General features: G+C 38.4%; 24 protein-coding genes. 6 read left to right on the top strand and 18 right to left on the bottom strand.

Features of this window, described 5'->3' with window-relative positions:
* Nucleotides 1-12 precede the first annotated feature (12 nt).
* From C502_RS0106505 to C502_RS0106535, 7 genes are all read right to left on the bottom strand, one after another.
* Nucleotides 13-606: a CvpA family protein gene (locus tag C502_RS0106505; RefSeq protein ID WP_018678022.1), complete on the bottom strand. Its 594-nt coding sequence runs from the start codon at nucleotides 604-606 to the stop codon at nucleotides 13-15.
* A gap of 1 nt (nucleotide 607) precedes the next feature.
* The gene (locus C502_RS0106510) at nucleotides 608-1,615 is read right to left on the bottom strand and encodes a quinone-dependent dihydroorotate dehydrogenase (protein ID WP_023274549.1); all 1,008 of its coding nucleotides are present in this window, start codon (nucleotides 1,613-1,615) and stop codon (nucleotides 608-610) included.
* A gap of 327 nt (nucleotides 1,616-1,942) precedes the next feature.
* Nucleotides 1,943-2,422: a type II secretion system protein GspM gene (gene gspM / locus C502_RS0106515; RefSeq protein WP_018678024.1), complete on the bottom strand. Its 480-nt coding sequence runs from the start codon at nucleotides 2,420-2,422 to the stop codon at nucleotides 1,943-1,945.
* The gene (gspL, locus tag C502_RS0106520) at nucleotides 2,422-3,561 is read right to left on the bottom strand and encodes a type II secretion system protein GspL (RefSeq protein WP_023274548.1); all 1,140 of its coding nucleotides are present in this window, start codon (nucleotides 3,559-3,561) and stop codon (nucleotides 2,422-2,424) included. The genes gspM and gspL overlap by 1 nt, the downstream gene beginning before the upstream one ends.
* A 38-nt stretch (nucleotides 3,562-3,599) precedes the next feature.
* Nucleotides 3,600-4,055 (bottom strand): phosphohistidine phosphatase SixA, encoded by a 456-nt coding sequence (gene sixA / locus C502_RS0106525; protein WP_018678026.1) that lies wholly within the window; start codon nucleotides 4,053-4,055, stop codon nucleotides 3,600-3,602.
* 57 nt (nucleotides 4,056-4,112) lie between these two features.
* Nucleotides 4,113-5,186 carry an NAD(P)H-dependent glycerol-3-phosphate dehydrogenase gene (locus tag C502_RS0106530; protein ID WP_018678027.1) on the bottom strand — a complete coding sequence of 358 codons (1,074 nt, stop codon included), beginning with the start codon at nucleotides 5,184-5,186 and terminating at the stop codon, nucleotides 4,113-4,115.
* Between the two features lie 50 nt (nucleotides 5,187-5,236).
* Nucleotides 5,237-5,815 carry a nitroreductase family protein gene (locus C502_RS0106535; RefSeq protein WP_018678028.1) on the bottom strand — a complete coding sequence of 193 codons (579 nt, stop codon included), beginning with the start codon at nucleotides 5,813-5,815 and terminating at the stop codon, nucleotides 5,237-5,239.
* 195 nt (nucleotides 5,816-6,010) lie between these two features.
* Between C502_RS0106535 and C502_RS0106540 the strand changes: the two genes are divergently transcribed.
* On the top strand, nucleotides 6,011-6,394 hold the full coding sequence (locus C502_RS0106540) for a hypothetical protein (protein WP_018678029.1): 384 nt from the start codon (nucleotides 6,011-6,013) through the stop codon (nucleotides 6,392-6,394).
* Nucleotides 6,395-6,441: 47 nt separating this feature from the next.
* Here C502_RS0106540 and C502_RS0106545 read toward each other — a convergent pair whose 3' ends face one another.
* Both C502_RS0106545 and C502_RS0106550 read right to left on the bottom strand, forming a co-directional pair.
* A complete protein-coding gene (locus C502_RS0106545) occupies nucleotides 6,442-6,684 on the bottom strand; it encodes a hypothetical protein (RefSeq protein ID WP_018678030.1) in 243 nt (80 codons plus the stop codon).
* A 151-nt stretch (nucleotides 6,685-6,835) separates the two neighbouring features.
* The gene (locus C502_RS0106550; RefSeq protein WP_018678031.1) at nucleotides 6,836-8,023 is read right to left on the bottom strand and encodes a phosphoglycerate kinase; all 1,188 of its coding nucleotides are present in this window, start codon (nucleotides 8,021-8,023) and stop codon (nucleotides 6,836-6,838) included.
* A 139-nt stretch (nucleotides 8,024-8,162) separates the two neighbouring features.
* Here C502_RS0106550 and C502_RS0106560 point away from each other — a divergent pair, with 139 nt between their 5' ends.
* Together C502_RS0106560 and C502_RS0106565 are read left to right on the top strand one after the other, a co-directional pair.
* Complete coding sequence (locus C502_RS0106560) at nucleotides 8,163-8,546, top strand: DUF2237 family protein (protein WP_004878785.1); 384 nt, start codon at nucleotides 8,163-8,165, stop codon at nucleotides 8,544-8,546.
* Nucleotides 8,546-9,139 (top strand): Maf family protein, encoded by a 594-nt coding sequence (locus C502_RS0106565; RefSeq protein WP_018678033.1) that lies wholly within the window; start codon nucleotides 8,546-8,548, stop codon nucleotides 9,137-9,139. The genes C502_RS0106560 and C502_RS0106565 overlap by 1 nt, the downstream gene beginning before the upstream one ends.
* Nucleotides 9,140-9,219: 80 nt before the next feature.
* Here C502_RS0106565 and C502_RS0106570 read toward each other — a convergent pair whose 3' ends face one another.
* Together C502_RS0106570 and C502_RS0106575 are read right to left on the bottom strand one after the other, a co-directional pair.
* On the bottom strand, nucleotides 9,220-9,597 hold the full coding sequence (locus C502_RS0106570) for a hypothetical protein (protein WP_018678034.1): 378 nt from the start codon (nucleotides 9,595-9,597) through the stop codon (nucleotides 9,220-9,222).
* A 205-nt stretch (nucleotides 9,598-9,802) separates the two neighbouring features.
* Nucleotides 9,803-11,293, bottom strand: coding sequence for an MFS transporter (locus tag C502_RS0106575; RefSeq protein ID WP_018678035.1), 1,491 nt, complete (start codon nucleotides 11,291-11,293; stop codon nucleotides 9,803-9,805).
* 125 nt (nucleotides 11,294-11,418) lie between these two features.
* Here C502_RS0106575 and C502_RS0106580 point away from each other — a divergent pair, with 125 nt between their 5' ends.
* Nucleotides 11,419-12,009, top strand: coding sequence for a TetR family transcriptional regulator (locus C502_RS0106580; RefSeq protein ID WP_018678036.1), 591 nt, complete (start codon nucleotides 11,419-11,421; stop codon nucleotides 12,007-12,009).
* 140 nt (nucleotides 12,010-12,149) lie between these two features.
* Here C502_RS0106580 and C502_RS0106585 read toward each other — a convergent pair whose 3' ends face one another.
* The 3 genes from C502_RS0106585 to C502_RS0106595 form a co-directional block, all read right to left on the bottom strand.
* A complete protein-coding gene (locus C502_RS0106585) occupies nucleotides 12,150-13,403 on the bottom strand; it encodes a serine hydrolase domain-containing protein (protein WP_018678037.1) in 1,254 nt (417 codons plus the stop codon).
* Nucleotides 13,404-13,684: 281 nt separating this feature from the next.
* The gene (locus C502_RS0106590; protein WP_018678038.1) at nucleotides 13,685-14,539 is read right to left on the bottom strand and encodes a MaoC family dehydratase; all 855 of its coding nucleotides are present in this window, start codon (nucleotides 14,537-14,539) and stop codon (nucleotides 13,685-13,687) included.
* 66 nt (nucleotides 14,540-14,605) lie between these two features.
* Nucleotides 14,606-15,997 (bottom strand): 3-oxoacyl-ACP reductase, encoded by a 1,392-nt coding sequence (locus C502_RS0106595; RefSeq protein ID WP_018678039.1) that lies wholly within the window; start codon nucleotides 15,995-15,997, stop codon nucleotides 14,606-14,608.
* 225 nt (nucleotides 15,998-16,222) lie between these two features.
* Here C502_RS0106595 and C502_RS0106600 point away from each other — a divergent pair, with 225 nt between their 5' ends.
* Nucleotides 16,223-17,749, top strand: coding sequence for an acetyl-CoA C-acetyltransferase (locus tag C502_RS0106600; RefSeq protein WP_018678040.1), 1,527 nt, complete (start codon nucleotides 16,223-16,225; stop codon nucleotides 17,747-17,749).
* A gap of 582 nt (nucleotides 17,750-18,331) precedes the next feature.
* Here the strand turns inward: C502_RS0106600 and C502_RS0106610 are convergent.
* The 4 genes from C502_RS0106610 to C502_RS0106625 all read right to left on the bottom strand — a co-directional run bounded on the left by C502_RS0106610 (nucleotide 18,332) and on the right by C502_RS0106625 (nucleotide 20,789).
* A complete protein-coding gene (locus tag C502_RS0106610; protein WP_018678042.1) occupies nucleotides 18,332-18,685 on the bottom strand; it encodes a hypothetical protein in 354 nt (117 codons plus the stop codon).
* Between the two features lie 116 nt (nucleotides 18,686-18,801).
* Nucleotides 18,802-19,587 (bottom strand): glutathione S-transferase N-terminal domain-containing protein, encoded by a 786-nt coding sequence (locus tag C502_RS0106615; protein WP_018678043.1) that lies wholly within the window; start codon nucleotides 19,585-19,587, stop codon nucleotides 18,802-18,804.
* Nucleotides 19,588-19,598: 11 nt separating this feature from the next.
* Complete coding sequence (gene rraA, locus C502_RS0106620) at nucleotides 19,599-20,111, bottom strand: ribonuclease E activity regulator RraA (protein WP_018678044.1); 513 nt, start codon at nucleotides 20,109-20,111, stop codon at nucleotides 19,599-19,601.
* Between the two features lie 12 nt (nucleotides 20,112-20,123).
* Nucleotides 20,124-20,789: an NAD(P)H-binding protein gene (locus tag C502_RS0106625; RefSeq protein ID WP_018678045.1), complete on the bottom strand. Its 666-nt coding sequence runs from the start codon at nucleotides 20,787-20,789 to the stop codon at nucleotides 20,124-20,126.
* A gap of 213 nt (nucleotides 20,790-21,002) precedes the next feature.
* On the opposite strand from C502_RS0106625, the gene rpsT reads away from it, so the two are divergent.
* Nucleotides 21,003-21,269, top strand: a complete 267-nt coding sequence (gene rpsT, locus C502_RS0106630) for a 30S ribosomal protein S20 (RefSeq protein WP_018678046.1) — start codon at nucleotides 21,003-21,005, stop codon at nucleotides 21,267-21,269.
* Nucleotides 21,270-21,363 lie beyond the last annotated feature (94 nt).

The raw sequence follows: 21,363 nt of genomic DNA on the forward strand, positions 1-21,363 counted from the left end.
GTTTAACCCCAATCAATAAAAAGGATTTTTCGTTGAATGATCAGAACGTTGATCTACTGAAGCACGTTCTGATTCATTCATTTCAGTTGAAGGGCGATGTAATAACGCACCTTCAGATGTCATTTGATGGATAGCTTCATTTGCGGCATCTTTGGATAATTCAGTTGCTAAAGGTGCGTAAGGCAATAAAATTTGTACAAACTTTGACTGTTTCCAATGTGGTGAACTATTCACCCAAGGGCCAACGCCCTGCATTGCAATCAAGACAATTAACAAACCTTTTAACGAACCAAATGCACCACCTGCTAAACGATTTAATGGACCCAATTTTAAACTTTTCAAGAGCCCATTTAGTAGAGCTGTGATAATCCAAGTACAAATCACAATTACTAATACGATGAAAGCAAAAGCTGCAATTTTTTGCACAACAGGATCTTGGCTCAAACTGCTCATAGCAGGTGCCCATATGACCGCGTATTTTGCCCCGATGACCAATGCGAATATCCACCCGATCAAGTTCGCAAAGGCTTTTATAAATCCTTGACGCAAACCGTTCAGCCCTCCAATGAGCAAGATGACCAGGATGATGATATCAAGTGTGTTCATTTCACACTGTCATCGCATTAACACAGTCTTTTATAAGTGTTGGACCTGTATAAATAAGTCCGCTATAAATTTGAACCAAACTTGCACCCGCTTCCTGTTTTACCACGGCTTGATTGCCAGATAAAATTCCGCCGACACCAATTAAAGGAATCTGACCATCTAAAACATCGGCAAACTGACGTAAACACTCAGTACTTTTTTCAAAAACTGGAGCACCTGATAAACCGCCCGCTTCATTGCCATTCGGTAGGTTTTCAACACCTTCCCGCCCCAATGTTGTGTTGGTAACAATCAAGCCATCAATTTTAAATTTTAATAATTGTTTAGCAATGAATGTAATATCTTCTGGTGTTAAATCTGGTGCAACTTTAAGAACTAAAGGAACATAATGATTATTTTCTTTAGCAAGTTCTAGTTGACGTTGTTTCAAAGTTTGTAATAGCTCTGTAAGTGCATCACCACTTTGTAAACTACGTAAATTTTTGGTATTAGGTGAAGAAATATTAACAGTGATATAAGAGGCGTAGTTATAGACTTTTTCTAGGCAAATTAAATAATCAGAAACAGCATCTTCAACCGCAGTATCTGCATTTTTACCGATATTAATCCCTAAAATGCCTTTAAACTGAGCAGCTTTAACATTTTCAATAAGTTGATCAACACCGTCATTGTTAAATCCCATACGATTAATAATGGCTTTCGCTTTAGGAATACGGAATAAACGCGGTTGAGGATTACCTGCTTGTGGACGTGGTGTAATGGTACCAATTTCAATAAAGCCAAAACCTAAAGCCGCTAAAGCATCAATATGCGCGCCATTTTTATCTAAGCCAGCCGCAAGGCCAACAGGGTTTGGAAACTCAATTCCCATACAAGTTACGGGTTTATGTGCAGTTTTTTGATGCATTAATCCAAAATTATGCGCTTTATCGAGCATAGAAAGTGTGAGTTCATGTGCACGCTCTGGTGCTAAAGTAAACAACAAAGGGCGAGCCAATGAATATAACATACCAATCACAGTCTACTGATTTTTCAAGTAGCCGTATTATAGGCATAGGCTCAACAAAACACCATGCTTGACATAGGCTTATTTTGCAGAGTGCTTCATGATTAAACGATTATTTAAGTTCATGTTGCTTTATAATCAAATACTAGTAACTTTTCATATTTAATTGCTTCACAATTTGAGCAGTTCAGCACATGTGAAATCTGGTAACTTATGTGCACAAAGGTAAGAAATAGAGCTATTCGTAGGTATAATCTGTGCAAAATAAAATTTAAAAAATATCCAATTTACTGACGATAAATTTCTCTAAAGGAATTGTACACTCCTTCATCATTGAACGGTTGCGGTTAACTTGATTTGGTTATTGCTTGAGACCATGTCCATTTTTTGGATGCTTAATCCCATCTGCGATAGTTGCATTAAAAAGTTTGCAAGCACAGCATAATTTTGGTGTTCAGCAACAAGTTGTATTTGATCGCCATTTTGCTGTGAAGAAACTGCCAAACCTTGTTGTTGTGCTGTACGTTGAATTTTATCTGCTGCCGATAGTTCAAGATCATTGGCAGGTTTCATCGTTGCAGCATTACTTTGCATCCAAACCGTTAAATCTTTCAATTCATTTAAACGTTTTTGCTGTTGATCTGCCAAGGCATGCATTTTCCATAAGGCAAAGCCAATGATCACAACAACCAAAAAGATCGTCGTAAAAATCACCATCACGCGTTCACGTACGGACAAACCCTGCAAATATTGATTTAGCGCTTCAATTTTCTGATCGAAACTATTTTGTAGACTTGTTAATGTTTTCATTATTTTACTTTTACCACCCCAATCGCACCAACTGAATCTGCTTGGACATTGCCCAATTCAGCTTGGAAACCTTGTTGGTTTAGTTGTTGAGTTAATCCTTGTAAATCATCCGCAGATCTTGCTTTTAAAGACATTGCCAAAGTCGAAGCATCATAGTTGACTTGCTGTGCAATAATCTGTTTTTGCATCAAAATCGGCCCAACCCTGCTTAACAGAGAAAGTGCCTGTGTATCACCAAGCTGACTCATGCGTAGTTGGCTTTCAAACTGACTTTTAATATTTTGTTCCGTGACACGACTACTTTCACCAAACCAATATTTATATTGATCCACAGCCTGAACTGCGGTCTGATCTGCAACTTTTTTGAGTTTAGACCAACGTAAGGCATCATAACCTAATTGAACCAAAATCACTGCGAATAAAACCAATGCTGAAGCCTTCCAATAGCCTGACCATTGAACTTCTGCATTCTTTGATTTGGGTAAAACATTAAAAGGATGTTGTTTCGCTTTGAGCAATGGCTGAAATTGATAACTAAACTCAGCATATTGATCTTGGCTTGATGCCGCTAGAACACTCCCCAATTCGCTTGAATTGAGATTTGCCAACTTATACTGGGTTTCAGGTGTTTGGAACTCAAGGAACAGACCTAAATCATCGACTGAGTTACCTGACCATTCCGATTCTCTTATCAATAAATGATCATAGAGATTTACAATAACAACCTGATTTTTTTCAGGTGTCGGCAAGATTAAGAAATCAGGTAGAAATGCTGCAATTTGGATGGGCAAAAGACTCAGCGCATGCTGCCATGTTTCAATTGTAGATTGAGCAACGCCCATCACATTGAGCTGATCATTTTGAAAATGATGAACGACTTTCATGTGATCAATCGGCAAAGTGACATATTCTTCTAAGAGATATTTAACCCCTTCTTGCCCCAATTGCTTGTAATGTGCCTTTGTCATAGGCTGTTGTAGCACTTGCGCATTTCGGCTTGGGAAATACACCACAGCTTCTTTCCCATTATGCGCTTGTAAGTCTTGAATCAATTGTTCAAGGCTGTGTGCCTGCAACCAATTTTCCCCAGCCGACCAATACCATGTTCCATTGGTTTCGGGCATCCATATATACAGCATCGGTGTTCAGTACCCTTATCCTATCGCGGATATATAAATTATAATGTTGGTGTAAAATGATTCTTTTGTGTCGATAAGCCATTGGCAATCACAGCTTGATCATAAATACGTACTTCTGCTAATGCAAATGGATTAAAACGCTCATGGGTCAATTGTTCTGCAATATGTGCCACAACATTCATATGACATACCACAGCAATAGATTCATAGGGTAGTTTTGATAACCACTCAATTGCATCTTTGGCATCATCATCAGGCTTAATTTTATCGCAAATTAAAACAGGAATACCATGAAAATGAGCCTTAATATGTGCCAAAGTTTCTTGGGCACGTAATAATGGGCTGACAATAAAAATTTCAGGCTGAATGACATCTTTTAAAAAATGCCCTGTTTGCTCTGCTTGCTGATGCCCACGCACTGTTAATGGACGTTGTGTATCATTGCCGTTGATTGCTGGAGATGCTTCACCGTGACGAACTAAAGTTAATTGCATAAAATGACCTTATTTTTTATACCTATATCTTAACCATGATTGATGACAGTTTTTTGATTAGACTTCATGGTGCGGTAAAACAAATTCTACATCACTACGATGACCATTTTTCATCAATGATAAAGCAATCGTCATTGGTGGCGCATTTTCAAAAATGACTTCATATAAAGCATTGGTAATTGGCATATACACATCAAGTTCTTGTGCTTTGGCACGCACTTGAACAATGGTATTAATCCCTTCAGCTGTTTGACCTAATTCTTTGGTTGCTTGATCAAGTGTTTTACCTGAACCGAGTGCAAAACCAATTTGATAGTTACGACTTAATGGACTATTACAGGTTGCAAATAAATCACCTACACCAGAAAGCCCTAAGAAAGTTAAAGGATTCGCACCCTGCTTTACAGCGAAACGACTCATTTCAGCCAAAGCACGGGTCAAAATCATACTCTTGGTATTTTCACCAATGTTATAAGCTGCGCCCATTCCCATGGCAACCGCATAGATATTTTTTAATGCACCACCAAGTTCCACACCGTGTACATCATCACTACCAAAAACACGGAACAATGCACTATGTAATGCATGTTGTACCGCGTAGCGAACCAATTCCGATTCACTTGCAATGACTGTTCCTGATGGCATGCCTGCCATAATTTCTTTTGCTAAATTAGGCCCTGATAAAACACCATAAGGGACTTCTGGTAGTTCATCTCGAATAATTTCGCTCATAAAACTAAAGGTTTTTGCTTCAATGCCTTTGGTCAAAGAAACTACCGCTTGAGCCGTAATAAACGGCGCAATTTGTTTTAAAACATCACGAAATGAATGACTAGGAATTGCGACCAGAATAATATCTCGATCACGCACAGCTAACTCTAGATCAGCAACAGCACGTAAAGCAGGCTCTAATGGATAATCAGGCAAATAACGTTTGTTGATATGAGTTTGGTTAATTTCTTCTGCTACAGCCGCATCACGAATCCAAATCATGGTATCGCAGCCATTACGCACAGCTAGATTTGCCATTGCTGTACCAAAACTACCACCGCCCAATACCGTAATTCTTAATGCTGTTTTTTGATCTACTGCCACAGGCTCAACTAAATCACTAAATTTTAACGCTGTCATTTTTTATCCTGAAACCAATTTCTTTCTTTAATCATTCACAAATAAGATTATTAAATTACTTGCCACACTTTTACAAATTCTTGGGGATCTATTTCTGCACGAGGAGCAATCGCTTTCGCTGCTGTTCCAATATAAATAATACCTGAAATTAAATCTTGCTCTTTTAAGCCCAATTGTTGTTTAAGCCAATTTGATTCTACCACGGCTCCAGAACGCCACATACTTGCAAAACCTTGTGCTTGCAAAGACAATAAAAAGTTCTGAATGGCTGCACCCGTACTTAAAATTTGTTCAAAATGCGGGACTTTCGGATGATCCTGAATTGTCGTAAGTGCTAAAACCAAAAGTGGCGCGCGAAATGGATGATGTTTGGCTCTTTCTAATTGTATAGGATCACTTTCACCTAAGTCAGCTAAAGCTTTTGCCAAATGCTCACCAAATGCTGCACGTTGCTCAGGTGTAATGATCACAAATCGAGTGGGTTTTAAACGATGATGATCAGGTGCAGTTAATGCTGCTTGTACCGCTTTTTCGAGTTGTTGTGTATTCGGTGCTGGCTCAATTAATTGCCCAATAGATTGACGTTGATGGATATTTTGATGAATTGTCTCTATATTTGAGTCCGTCATTGACATGAATCTAACTAACACAAGGATTTGTTTAGATTAGCATAATCTAACTGATTTCTACCACGTTTAATCCCTGCTTAATTAGTAATTTGAGAAATTTAACAGAGTCTCACTATAAACTGTACATAAGCTGCAAAGGCAATCAAAAATTATATGTTCAAATAATACAATTAGATCACGACTTGAGAACAAGCAATGAAAAAAACGTTCATCATGAGTTTATTAGGTGGCTTGGCACTTGGACTTACTGCATGTGCATCAACACCAACCAATACCCTCGCCATTCAAAAAGAAAACAATCAATATGAAGTGACCGGGGTTGGTAAAACCAATCTGATTGCAAAAAACAATGCGATTAGTGCGGCACAAAAAACCTGCACCCGAAATACATCACCAGTCGTGGTTGATGAAAAAACGGCATATCAAGGAGTTTTAAAAGGTGTAGTCGATGAACAAACTGGAAAGTTGGTTGAGGCTGCTGCTGGTGTCATTGGAACAATTACGGGTAAAAATGCATCTCTAGCCAAAGATGATGACTATCAAACAACCTTGACTTTTTATTGTAAAGCCAATTCATAAACACAAAAAAGCCGATATTCAATATCGGCTTTTTCAGTTATTGCAGCTTAGTGAGCTTCGCTCGCAGCTACTTCTGAAGCAGGACTTACCACTTCAGCAGTTTTCGTCTCTTGTAATTCTGGTTTATCAATTGCAGCAATCGCAGCTTGTTGCTCTGGAGTAGTCGGTGCTGATACATCTGAAGCTACTTGTTCTTGCTGTTCAACATTTTTCGCTTCCTCTTTCTTTCCACATGCAGTTAGCATCATCGGAGCAATAATTAAAGCGGCAAGGGTTAATTTCAATTTCATCACGGCTTTCCACAGGTACTGTTTAAGTTGTGACAAGCATATTTCAATTATGTGACATTTTTATGACGAAATATTTTACAAAAGTAAAAAGAGCCGATTGATATCGACTCTTTTTAGTAATCTTCTTGAAAATTAGAAGATTAAATTCAACTTAAGCACGCTCAAGCAATACCGCAACCGCTGGTAAAGTTTTGCCTTCTACAAACTCCAAGAATGCGCCACCACCTGTTGAGATATAACCAATTTGATCAGCAACTTCATATTTATCAATCGCAGCGAGTGTGTCACCACCACCTGCAATTGAGAAACCAGCAGATTCAGCAATCGCCAATGAAAGTGCCTTCGTCCCTTCACCGAACTGATCAACTTCAAATACGCCTACTGGACCATTCCAAAGAATCGTTTTTGATGTTTTTAAGATTTCAGCAAAAGCTTGTGCTGTTTCTGGACCAACATCTAAAATCATGTCGGTGTCAGTCACATCTGCAACTTTTTTCACAATGGCTTGTGCATTTGCCAAAGAACCTAAGAAGTCTTCAAAGTTAATTTGGCTTGCATCAGCAACCACAACATCAGTCGGTAATGGAACACTTACTTTTGCAGCAATTTGTTTTGCAGTCTCAATCAAATCAGCTTCGTAAAGTGATTTACCAACATTAAAACCAGCAGCAGCTAAGAATGTATTGGCAATACCCCCACCAACGATCAATTGATCACAAAGCGTAGAGAGTGAATTTAATACATCAAGTTTAGTTGATACTTTAGAACCAGCAACAATTGCCACCATTGGTTTTTCAGGTGTTTGCATTGCACGACCAAGTGCATCTAATTCAGCAGCCAATAATGGACCCGCAGCAGCAACTTGAGCAAAACGCGCTACACCTTCTGTTGACGCTTCTGCACGGTGTGCAGTACCAAATGCATCCATCACGAATACATCGCAAAGCGCTGCATATTTTTGTGCAAGTTCTTCTTTATTTTTCTTTTCGCCGTGGTTGAAACGTACATTTTCAAGTAATACCACTTGACCCGCTTCAACTTCAACGCCATCTAAATAATCAGTGAATAATTTAACATCCTGACCCAAAGCATTACTTAAATAAGCAGCGACAGGTGCAAGTGATTGTTCTGGTTTTGGCTCACCCTCTACAGGACGACCAAGATGAGAAAATACCATCACCGCAGCACCTTTTTCTAAAGCCGCTTTAATGGTTGGCAATGCAGCACGTAAACGTGCATCGCTGGTAATTTTCCCATTTTTTACAGGAACGTTTAAGTCTTCACGAATAAGAACACGTTTACCTGCTAAATCAAGGTCAGTCATGCGCTGAAAATTCATGGATGGCTCTCTAGTTGATTTTAAAAACGCCACAATTTTAAATGATTCTCTGAAATAAAGGTGAGTTTTTTTGCAGAAAAGCTGTCTAAACGCTCACTTTTGATTATGATAATCATCGTCATTAAATCTTTGTATTATTATGTCTATTCATCCTGATCCTAAAATTAATCGTTTAAACGTTCTTGGCGAACCTTTATCTAGTTGCTGCTATGACCCGATCACGGGCTATTTCCGTAATGGTTTTTGCCATACGGCGGTCACGGACTTAGGTCAGCACACCATGTGCGCGCAAATGACTTCAGATTTCTTAAATTTCTCACAAAAAGTAGGCAATGATTTAATTACGCCTTTACCAGAAGTGGGTTTCCCTGGATTAAAACCAGGTGATTTTTGGTGTATCTGTGTCACACGTTGGGTTGAAGCATACGAAGCAGGTCATGCCCCACCTATCAAGTTGAATGCATGCCATAATGCGGTTTTGCATTATGTGCCGCTTAATATCCTTGTGGAATATGCGGTCTAGTGAATCAGTTTGAATTGATTTTGGCGTCGAGCAGCCAAACCCGTAAAGACTTAATGAATCGTTTAAGGCTCGATTATGATTGCATTTCACCCGATATTGATGAATCTGCAATGGGTGAATTGCATGCAGATGATTTAGCCAAGCGCCTTGCTTTTCAGAAAGCACAAGTTATTGCACAACAACATCCAAATGCGATTGTGATTGGTTCTGATCAAGTCGCTTGGCGTGAACATGCGCCTTATGACTTTATTGGTAAGCCTTTGAGTGTTGAAAATGCCATTCAACAATTACAGGCAAACTCAGGGAAAACGGTGTTTTTTAGTACGGCGCTCAGTGTTCAACATTTACAGTCTGGCTTTGAAGCCACACTGGTTGAGCATTACCAAGTGAAATTTCGTCAACTGACGCTGGCTGAAATTGAGCGTTATATTGAAATAGATCAGCCCTTGCATTGTGCGGGTAGTTTTAAATGTGAAAGCTTGGGGATTAGCTTATTTGAAAAAATGGTTGGTGATGATCAAACTACGTTGATTGGTTTACCAATGATTCAGTTATGCAATATCTTACGTGCTTTCGAGCTTAAGGTTCCTTAGAAAACCTTATCTAAGCTTATTGAGACAAGGTATTTTTTCAGATCAATTAAGTTAGATACAGCTCTGATCCCTTTTTTTCACTATAAACACGTATAGCCACTATCCTGAAGGCCTTGTTTAATAACCTTTGCATTCTCTTCAGGCATTGTTTCTTTTAATTGTTCGATTGATTTCTGAAAATATGGATGAACTTTAGATTGATTAGCTATATAAGTAATCCTTTCCGCTGCCTGTACCGCATCACAAACGGTTTTTTTATCTTTAATTTTATTCAGATCAAAATCATTATCTATTAAAACTTCAAATCCATTCATTAATGCAGGCATATCGCTGTAAATAATTTTTAATAAAGCATAGAATTCCTTCATATCTTTTTTTGTTGGCTCTGCTTCATAAGCCTGTGTTGAGGTTGATCCCATCAAAGCGATTAATGTAAGAAATAGCGCAATCTTTTTCATTTTATAAGTTATTGCAAAATATATGAAAAATTAGTATATCATTTCATTATTAGCACTGAAAACTAGATTTATGAACCTTTATTACAGCATAACAAATTATTAATATTGGATTTTGCTCTAACGCTATCAAATTTTAGTACTAACACCTTATTTTTTTATTTTAGCAGACCCTTACCCAAACCTAATTTGGATAAGGGTAAACCAACTATTCTTCTGCTGAAAAAACTCTCTTCGGCAAAGCAAACCAAATAAAAATTGCCAATACCAAGAATAATAGAGCTGCTACATTCAGCACTGAACGATGCGATTGGCTAAAAGCCTGTTTTGCAGCTTCAATCACATGCTCAGCAATCACTGGCTGTAATTGCTTGGCAGCTTGAACCGCCTCACCAATCGAACTGCTTACCTGTTCAATGATATTATGTGGCACATCGGTTGGCACCACAATCGAGTTTGCATAAAACCATGACAACATCAAACCGAAAAAGGCAATTCCCAGACCCGCCCCCAGTTCATAAGCCATCCCTTCAATTGCCCCTGCTGCTGTCGCCTTACTTGGTGGCACTGAAGACATAATTGCAGAGGTTGAAGCCAATAATGCAATTTCAACACTCAGACCCAAAACAATCATCCAGCCCCATGCTTGCATCTGCGCCTGCATAAAGTCAGTATTTGCCAAGCCCCATAAACTTAAAGCACTCATCAACATACCAAGAGATGCAACTGAACGCAGACCGAAACGGTTGACCAGCATACTAGCGACTGGGCCTCCTAAACTGATCGCAATCATAAATGGTAAAATAAACGCCCCTGCTGCCAACGGTGAAAGCTGATAAACAAATTGCAGTTCCTGAGAAATCAGCAATTCAAAGCCAACCAAAGCCATCATTGATACAATCGCCATCACTACACCTGTCGCAATCACAGGATGTTTGAATAATTGAATATCAATCATTGGAGAGGTTGATGTGAGCTGTGTACGAATAAAGCCAATCAATAAACTAAAACCCACTGCAAAGATCAAAACTGACCAGATACTAAAGCCGTGCATCACAGTCTTGATCGCATAGATCATACTTAGAATGGCAACCACCAATACAATAGCCTGTAACAAGTTAAGATTCTGCTTCGGTTGCCCTGCCTGTTTCGGAATGACAAATATAGTAAAAATAATGACAGCAAGCATAATCGGAACATTAATCAAGAAGACTGAACCCCAATGAAAATGCTCCAAAAGAAAACCACCCAATAATGGGCCAAATGCTGCACCACCGCCGCCAACTGTAGCCCAAATGCCTAGAGCAAAATTACGTTGTTTTTCATCAAGAAAAGTATTACGAACCGCAGATAAAGTCGCAGGTAAAATCATGGCTGCACCAACCGCCAATAAAGCACGTGAACCAATCAGTGCATATGCAGTAGAAGAAAATGCGGCCGCCAATGATGCTAGGCCAAACAGAATTCCACCAATCACCATGAGCTTTTTAAAGCCAATACGATCTCCCAATGCCCCCATCGGCAAAATAAGACCTGCCATGACCAAAGAATAAATATCAATAATCCACAGCAATTCATTTGCCGATAATGAAAGTGACTCACTTAAAGTCGGTGTTGCGACATGGAGGACGGTTGCATCAATTGATACAGGGAGGTAGATCAATACAACGATTGCAAGAATTAACCACTTGCTAGACATAAATTCCTCTAAATTGGACATGCGTTCAAGTTGGTGTTATTATAATCAAAATTGAACACTTGTCCAATTTTAAAATATGCGTTATTTTGTTCGTGTTTGTGACTACTGCCTAAGGCACTGAATGTATGGCTTATTTAAATAAAGAACAACGTCGTGAAATGATTCTACAAGCAGCCATGCAGGTTGCCTTGCACGAAGGTTTTTCTGCGATGACCGTTCGCCGTATTGCCACCGAAGCACAAACATCAACTGGGCAAGTCCATCATCATTTTACTTCTAACTCGCATTTAAAAGCAGAAGCATTTATTAAGCTTATGCAGCAACTTGATGAGATTGAAAACCAAGTTCATACTACAAATTATTTACAACGCCTCTCACTTCTACTTGGATGTGAAAATATTGAACAAATTCAACCCTATTTACGACTCTGGAATGAAGCCGAAGTTTTAATTGATCAGGATCAAGAAATTAAATTTGCCTATAATATTGCCATGCAAGATTGGCATCGTTCTATTGTTCGCATAATAGATGAGGGACAAAATCATGGTGAATTCCATTTCGATACAGACAGCTATGATATTGCATGGCGGTTGATTGCCTTTGTCTGTGGGCTAGAAGGTATTTATAAACTGGGATTGAATGGTTTAAATGAGGTAGATTTTAAAAGACATACTGACGCGATTATTCAGGCAGAGCTATTTAAAAACAAAATTTAGATAAATAAAATATAGATTTAGTATAAATCTCGAAGCTGATTTTTTTCTAAACAATTACTGCATTTTTAAGAAAGTTAATAAATTTAAAATAAATGTGAGGCTGTTATTTATTATAGGCAGCCTCATTACACCAGATCAAATTAAAACCAGCCTTTCCGCCCATTTAAAATTGCATCTGCACAACGCAAGGTTTCTTGGCTTAAACCCCACAAACGATAATCACCTGTTGCAGAGGTCATATTAAAATTATGCGTATAAGCAAAACTCAGTTCACGATCTGGATCACACCACGCTCCAGAACCATTAAAACCAACATGACCAAAACCATGTGGCGCACGTTTGCCCATCGTCAAAATACGGTGATAACCCAAACGCCAATGCATTGGAATTGGCATCACTCGATCACGTGCTTTAGATTGTACAGTGCTTAACTGCTTAAACACTTCTGGACGAATCAATTGTTGACCATTCCACTGCCCTTGATTGGCAAGCATGGCATATACTTTGGCAAGACTATCAGCAGTAAACACGCCATTAGCGGCAGGAATCACAGCTTGTAAACCAGCATCACTATAAAAACTAAAATTACGCATGCCTTTTGGAATCATCGCATCTTGGAAATCTTGAGGGCTTTGTCCTGAAAGTTCTAAGAATTTTTCTGACAAAGAGGCTGCACGTGGTTGATCTGTTTTTTTAACTTGTGGCTTTGGTGCAGATGGTTTTTTAGGTTTTTCAAGTAACCGTGCTACCCGCTGCAATTCAGAAGTTGGTGTACCAAAATATGCACCATTCAACTCAAGTGGTTGCACTAGATAACGTTGCATTAACCAACTTAAAGGCTGTTTCGCTGCTTTTTCAATCACCCCACCCACGAGCCAACCATAAGTCAGCGGTTGATAAGCAAAACTTTGTCCTGCTGCAAAACGTGGTGTAGCAGCTGCCATTACCTCTAACATATGCGACCAATCCAACATTTCTGTTGCTGACTCAATCGTATTACGAATATCGAATAAACCACTCTGATGCGATAAAACATGACGCAATGTCATATTCGCTTTACCATTTTGGGCAAACTCAGGCCAATAATGTGCAATTGGCTGATCATAATCAAGTAAGCCTTCACTCACTAAAATATGTGCAAGCGTTGCTAAAATTCCTTTACCTGTCGAATAACACATTGCCAAAGTATCAGATTGCCAATCTTCTTCTTGAGATTTCTTACCTGTAAAAATATCGACAACTTTCTGACCTTTGAAATAAACCACCAATGCCGCACCGCCTTGATGGCTTCGTGCATCTTGCAAACGACTGAATTGGGTTGCTAAGTCAATAAAACGCTCATCAACATTGCCATGATAGTTATGCGTATCGGCAAATAAAATCTCTTTAATCAATGCACATATCCTTATGATATTTATATTCTTTAAATAACTCTTTTACGGATAAAAGGGCTGACTCAACCAGAATGCCAATCAGTTAAGTATTTTTAATTCCCCTTGTGAAGCAATGCTTCTCACCTTTTTCAAAGGAGGGAGTATTTCAAAATTCAATACAGTGTTGAATTCAATGGTGTTCCCCTCTTTTTCAAAGAGGGGTTAGGGGAGATTTATTAATCAGTAATAATGAAATTACGCTTAACTGATCAGCATTACTGACTCAATCATACGATTCAGTATTAAAGTGCTTTCACTGTTCCCGCAACATGCGGCTTTTTAGATTTAACGTTACGAATCAAGAAGTCAGTTTGTTTTGATTCAGCAGCTGTTAAAAACTCAACAGTTGATGGTAAATACATCGGCAATTTAAACCAAACATCTGCTTCATAAGCAGTTGGTAACTCAATACTCGCCAAAGCTTTTGCCTTACTCCACATCCCATGTGCAATCGCTTGTTTAAAACCAAATGCTTTAGCTGTGACTGCATGAATATGAATCAAGTTAAAATCACCTGAAATCAATGCGTAGCGGCGACCAGTATTCTCAGAAATATTCCATTCTGCTTTTGGCTGATATGCAGGCTCTTTAGAGTCTTTCGATTTTTCAGAAGCTTTTTTCTCAGTTTTTTGACGTGATAAATAAGTCGTTAAACTTTCCATCACCACTTCACCGCCCACTTTGGCAGTTGTAATGAAATCGAATTGTAAGCCTTTATCATGTGGCTGAAGTTCGCCAAATTTACATGACAACGTAATTTGCTCATTTACAGCGATTTTACGTGTTTGTTTGATTTGGTTACGAATATGTACCAAACCTAAAATTGCGAATGGAAATGCTTCGCTCGTCATCATGTGCATTTGCAAGCTTTGAGACAACACAGCTAGATAAATTGCCGGAACAAAACCATCATTTTTAGAACCACAAACTTCGTTATAGCTTTCTAAATGTTTTGCATCAATCTTCAATGTATCTACCACATATTCAACTTGTGGTAATACTTTTTCGCCTTTTGGCTTTTTAAAAATTAAACCTTGAATGACCTTTGGATAAGCTAAATAAGGTTTTGGTAATTGACTAAAATGGCGTGTATTCATATTGAACCTTTCTATATTTTTATAAAAAAGGGATGCACAAGCACCCCTCTTCAAAACTTTTAACGCTTAAGCGCCCAACAAGCTTTGACCGCATACACGAACAACGTTGCCTGTCACGCCTGTTGAACCAGTAGAAGCATACCAAGCAATTGCTTCAGCCACATCTACAGGTAAACCACCTTGATTCATTGAGTTCATACGACGACCCGCTTCACGAATCGCAAATGGAATCGCAGCAGTCATTTGCGTTTCAATGAAACCAGGTGCAACCGCATTGATGGTAATACCATTCTTCAATGTTGGTGCAGTAAATTTAACCAAACCAATTACACCTGCTTTAGACACTGCATAGTTGGTTTGACCTAAATTACCCGCAATACCACTGATTGATGATACACAAACGATACGACCATTTGCATTTAAACCATCATTAGAAAGTAAGTAATCGTTAACACGTTCAATTGAAGACAAGTTAATATTGATGACTAGATCCCAAAGCTCAGGCTTCATATTCGCCAAAGTTTTGTCACGAGTAATCCCTGCATTGTGAACAATCGCATCTAAACCACCTTGTTTTGCAGCAGCAGTTTTGATTTTCTCGCCTGCATCAGCAGCAGTAATGTCAATCGCCAATACTGAACCACCAATTGAACCTGCAACACGCTCAAGATCAGCTTGTTGTTGTGGAACATCTAAACAAATCACATGCGCGCCATCACGAGCAAGTACATTCGCAATCGCTTCACCAATACCACGGCTAGCACCAGTCACTAATGCAGTTTTACCTGCAAGTGGCTTCGCCCAATCTAATTTCACTGTTTCTGCTTTAGAAATACGGATCACTTGACCAGAAACATAAGCTGAACGTGGTGAAATTAAGAAACGTAGCGTTGATTCTAAGTTTGCTTCAGCACCTTGGTCTACATAAACCACTTGAGCAGTAATACCTTTTTTGAATTCTTTACCAGCAGACTTCACAAAACCTTCAAGCGCACGTTGTGCAATTGCTTGTTTTACAGTCTTAGCCGTTTCAGGTGTTGTACCAATTACAATCACACGACCTGAACTTGAAATTTGGCGAGCGATTGGATTAAAAAAGTTATACAACGCTTTTAATTGTTCAGAATCTTGGATACCAGAAGCATCAAATACAACTGCTTTAAATTTAGACTCTTTATCATCCGCATTTAAAGGGCGAAGATTTAAACCTACTTTTGCAGCTGTTTGTTGTAATTCAACATTATTGCCGACATAACTATCTGCATGGATATTGCTAAGAATTTGAGCAATAGAAGCAGAAATTGTGCTTGAAGGTGCTGCGCCAAGCAATACTGCACCATTTACAACAGGTTGGGCATTTTCAAAACGATCTAAGCTAACTGGCGATGGTAAACCTAAATTTTTTACAACAAATTTACCCAAAGGTGATTGTGTAAATGCTTGGTATTGATCGGTCATGATTATTATCTCTCATACAAATGAATTTTTTACAAACACCTGAATCATGTTCGGGATATAACATGAAATTAATGTTTGATTGACTCACAGCAAATCATACTTGAGTTCATGTCTGGATGTCTTGACCTGAATGTGGTCTAAAGCGTCATTCTAGTCAATACAGCAGTATTGGAAATATGATATTGTTTACACCAAGAATATCGCAATTATGCTTGGAAAAGCCTTATGAGCAAAACAACTCAAGAAAATCCAGCAGTCGAGAATTCTGCTCAAGAAACTGTGTCAAATACATCAAAAGCAACTTCTACTACTGGTAAAAGTGCTGACACAAGTTCTAAAGCAGCAAGTACGACAACTAAAACGACTCGTCCTCGTTCTACAGGTCGTAGTACGAAAACAACTGCTTCTTCTACATCTACAAAAGCAGCACCATCAAAAACAACCAAACCTTCTGTTCAACAGGATAAAACCATGAGCCAAAACACTGTTCGCCGTGTTGCCATTATCGGCGGTAACCGTATTCCTTTCGCTCGCTCTAACGGCGCTTATTTTACAGCTTCTAACATTGACATGTTTACAGCTTCGTTAAACGGTTTGGTTGAGCGTTTCAACCTCCAAGGTCAACGTTTAGGTGAAGTCGTTGCTGGTGCAGTATTAAAACACAGCCGTGATTTCAACATGACACGTGAATGTGTGTTGAATACTCAACTTGCACCAGAAACACCAGCGTTTGATCTTCAACAAGCATGTGGTACTGGTTTACAAGCTGCATTCCTTGTTGCAAACAAGATTGCTTTAGGTCAAATCGAAGTGGGTATCGCAGGTGGCGTGGATACAACTTCTGATGCGCCAATCGCTTTTGGTGATGGTTTACGTAAAGCTTTACTTGAGCTTAACATTGCTAAAACAGGTAAAGACCGCCTAAAAGCTTTAGCAAAAATCAATGTTAAAGATCTTATGGATGCACCTAAGAATGGTGAGCCACGTACAGGTCTTGCAATGGGTGATCATGCTGCAATTACCGCTTTAGAATGGAACATTGCTCGTGAAGCTCAAGATGAATTAGCTGCTGCTTCTCATCAAAAAATGGCAAAAGCATACGAAGAAGGTTTCTTCGATGACTTAATCACGCCATTCTTAGGTTTAAGCCGTGACAACAACTTACGTGCTGACTCTACTGCTGAGAAATTAGCAAAATTAAAACCAGTATTTGGTAAAGGCGAAGCTGCAACAATGACAGCGGGTAACTCTACGCCACTTACTGATGGTGCATCATGTGTACTTTTAGCTTCTGAAGAATGGGCTAAAGCAAACGGTCATGAAGTTCTTGCTTACTTAACTTTCTCTGAAACTGCTGCGGTTGATTTCGTTGGTAAGAAAGAAGGCTTATTGATGGCGCCTGCTTATGCAGTTCCACGTATGCTTGAGCGTGCTGGTCTCACCCTTCAAGATTTCGACTACTATGAAATCCATGAAGCATTTGCATCACAAGTACTTTCTACCTTGAAAGCTTGGGAAGATGAGAAATTCTGTAAAGAGCGTTTAGGCTTAGATGCACCTTTAGGTTCAATTGATCGTAGCAAATTAAACGTTAAAGGTTCTTCTTTAGCTGCGGGTCACCCATTCGCTGCGACTGGTGGTCGTATCATCGCGACTGCTGCGAAAATCTTAAACCAAAAAGGTTCAGGTCGTATCTTAGTTTCGATCTGTGCTGCGGGTGGTCAAGGTGTAACGGCGATTATTGAAAAATAATCGTTAGCTTGATCAAAAAAGGGGATTAAATCTTTTGATTTATTCCCTTTTTTATTATAAATATGATTAAATAAACAAATATCTATAAAAATATAAAGCACATGCAATCATTTCTATTTGACCAACTTTTTTATATAAGTGTCTGGCATCCAATTTTATTGGTTCTATTATTTTTCTTTGGGTTTTATCTTGCGGAATTATCTTTTAAAAAGGCTTTAAACAAATATCCCGTTGAAAGCCTACAGGGTTATAGAAGAGTATTGAATAGCATCCTTTGTAGTGTTTCATTTTTTACGATGAGCTATGTATTCAACTTTAATTTTATCTATTTTCTTTCTTCCTGTATTTGTTTACCTTATATACTAACCAGTAAAGTACACTACCAAATCACCCATGGATATTAAAATATGTGGTTGTTTATTATAAACATCTTCCTATTTTTAGGACTATGTTTTGTACTACTTCACTTTTTAGCAGGTGAAGAAAGACATTTATCTATTATTATATTTTTCGCTGTTTGTCTTTGGTTCATGAGTTTTATTGTTTGGATGTTACACTTTAAAGATCATCTCATTACTTAGGCTATCTCGCCCGTTTAAACTTCACATAATAGTCATTTAAAACTTTAATTATTTGCTTTAACTCTTTTAGATTTTCTTCTGTATTTCCTAAGCGCTCAACAAAACGTTGTGAGTGCAATTCCAAATCAATCTTTTCATTAATTTGTGGTGCAATCCTAAATAGCTTTTCTAAATCATCAAATCGGTCTAATTTTCGATTGGAAAAATATTCCAAACGAAAGCCCAACTCATTCAGCACCACACCATGCAGAATCGCGCCTTTCTCTACATCAAATGATAAAGCATGTTCTTTTAAAAATAACTGCTCAGGCGTCTCTTTGGTGCTTTTAAATAGATTAGTCAGTTGGCTTAACATTTATAAATCACATCACTATATTTCGATTGTATTAAACAGCTAAATACATCAGAGAAGCAACCAGCTACGACGCTGATAAAAAAAGCATCTTCTAAAAGATGCTTTTCTGTAATTCATTAACCATACTGCTTTTTCAAGTAATCGACAATCTTCGCTGACTCAAACATCTTCACACCTGTGTTTGGATCAATCAAATATGGCACTTGAATATCTCGTCCCATCACTTCAACAACCTTTTCGCGCTTTCCATTCGGTAATGGAATATATTGACCAGGTTTTAAACGCAAGATTGCTGGCCCCATATCTTGCCAACGTTCTTTAGCAACATTATGCAAAATATATGGAATTTCTAGCTCAGTGAGAACTTCACGAACCAAACGTGTATAGGGGCTTGCCTCAAAACTCCACAATTCGAGCAATTGTGCTGGTGCTGCTCGATCTATAATTTTTTTATTAATCGACACGCCACGAGCTGCATTGGCAACCGATGCCAAAGCCGAAACATAAGGAAGTTTTGGATAATGGCTAAATTTTTTCGGCGTTTTCCCAGTTTTCCCATAGTGTTTGAATAAATGATGAATGATCTCTTGTGACTCATAGAGTTGATCACCTGTATTTTCATCAATCAAAAATGGAAACTGTCTTTTACCACCTTTTTCTTTAACGATTTGGCGGTATTTTTGACCACCTTTCGGACATGGATAAATTTCCACATCTAAATTTAATAACGTAACAACTTCACGAACACGACGACAAAATGGTGAACCTTCAAACTCATAAAGCTTTAGCGCTTTCACTGGCTGGTTTGGTTGTGGTGTTCCCATCACACCTCTTCCGCCTTCAATTAGTGTGGCAACAACAGATTGTAAAACCTTGAATTGATGGTTCGCCATTTTGAGCATATCGCTATCCTTTAGCAGTCAACTAGTTTTTCTTTCGCGATCACAATGCCATTATTATCCGCATAGATATAATCGCCAGAATTGATCGTCACACCACCAAAATACAGTGTAATATCCACTTCACCTATGCCTTTACGATTACTTTTTTGTGGAATTGCTGCCAATGCATGTACACCTAAATCAAGTTCTGCAATTGCATCCACATCACGTACACAACCATAAATCACAACGCCATTCCAATGGTGATTCACTGCGGACTCAGCAATTAAATCCCCCATCAAAGCACAACGCATAGATGCACCGCCATCGACAACCAATACTTTACCTGTACCATCCGTTGCCAAAAGTTCTTTAACGCGAGAGTTGTCTTCAAAACACTTTACTGTGACAACTTGCCCACCAAAAGTTTTACGTGCGCCATAACTTTTAAAAAACTTACCATCTAAAGATGGTGTTACCACTTGTAAGTCTTTCTCAGGATTATCATCTAACAAATCACAAGTTACAAAAGGAATCGTTGTCACTGAAAGTCTCCATTATTGGGTTTGTTGTATCATCAAATTATCGTACAGCTTGAATGCTGCTGTCTGAGTCTGAGCCGCACTTAGCATAGTATGCGCCAATTGCTCTGCGGTTACAGGCTTATATTTAAACGGTTTAGTCCATGTTTTTTCAACAAATTTAAATACCGTTTGTGCCATATCCTCTAATACACGCACTTCGCTTCGTTTACCAATTAACAGTGAAGGCTGGAAGATAGAGAGCTTGTAAATTGACAAGCTTTTTAAGTAATTTTCCAGTTCACCTTTAACCTTATTATAGAAAACTGGTGAATTAGCATTCGCTCCCAATGCACTAACAACCAATAAATGAATATTTTTATCCTGAATTAGATCAGCAAAATGAGCATTAATTTCATAGTCAATTGCATAAAATGCGTCTTTCGATCCCGCTTGTTTGATCGTACTACCTAAGCAACTAAATGCATGTGTATGAGCACTGACATCTTCATCATTCAACAATAAAAAATCTTCTAGAACAAGTTGCGAAACCTTACTATAAGATTTTAATTTATCAGAATTTTTTCTTACAACAACAGTAATCAAATTAAAGTCATTAGACTGTTGTAATTTATCTACAAGTGCTTCACCTACTAGTCCTGTAGCACCAATAACAATTGCCTTTTTATCGCCTATTCTCATTTTTATTTATTCCAACTTATGATTAGGCTTAATGTAACGTTTTCTTATAAGATTATCACCTGTTAAATGTACTTAAAAGTGTCACAAGGCTTGACTTCGGGGCTTACTTTCCTCAAAATATGGCACTTGTTTACGGGCTGGTGAATGTTACCAATATTTTTGGTTTTAACTTCAGCGCCCGCCCAGACCAACTTATTTTTAAGGAGTGCACGAGTGGCAAACTCTGCTCAAGCTAAAAAACGTGCTCGTCAAAACGTTAAAGCGCGTAAACACAACGCAAGCTTACGTTCTATGGTTCGTACTTATATCAAACGTACTGTAAATGCGATCGCTGCTGGTGATTATGCTGTTGCTTCAGAAGCTTATAAAACAGCTGTACCTGTAATCGACCGTATGGCTGATAAAGGCATCATTCACAAAAACAAAGCTGCTCGTCACAAGAGCCGCTTAAATACTCAAATTAAAGCATTAGCTAACTAATTTGATGTATATAAAAAAGCCCGAATTTTCGGGCTTTTTTATGGTCTTGAATTTTCCAGTTCACATGTTCGTTATTATTTATCTTTTAAATCAC

It is taken from the genome of Acinetobacter tjernbergiae DSM 14971 = CIP 107465, assembly GCF_000374425.1.
Taxonomy (GTDB): domain Bacteria; phylum Pseudomonadota; class Gammaproteobacteria; order Pseudomonadales; family Moraxellaceae; genus Acinetobacter; species Acinetobacter tjernbergiae.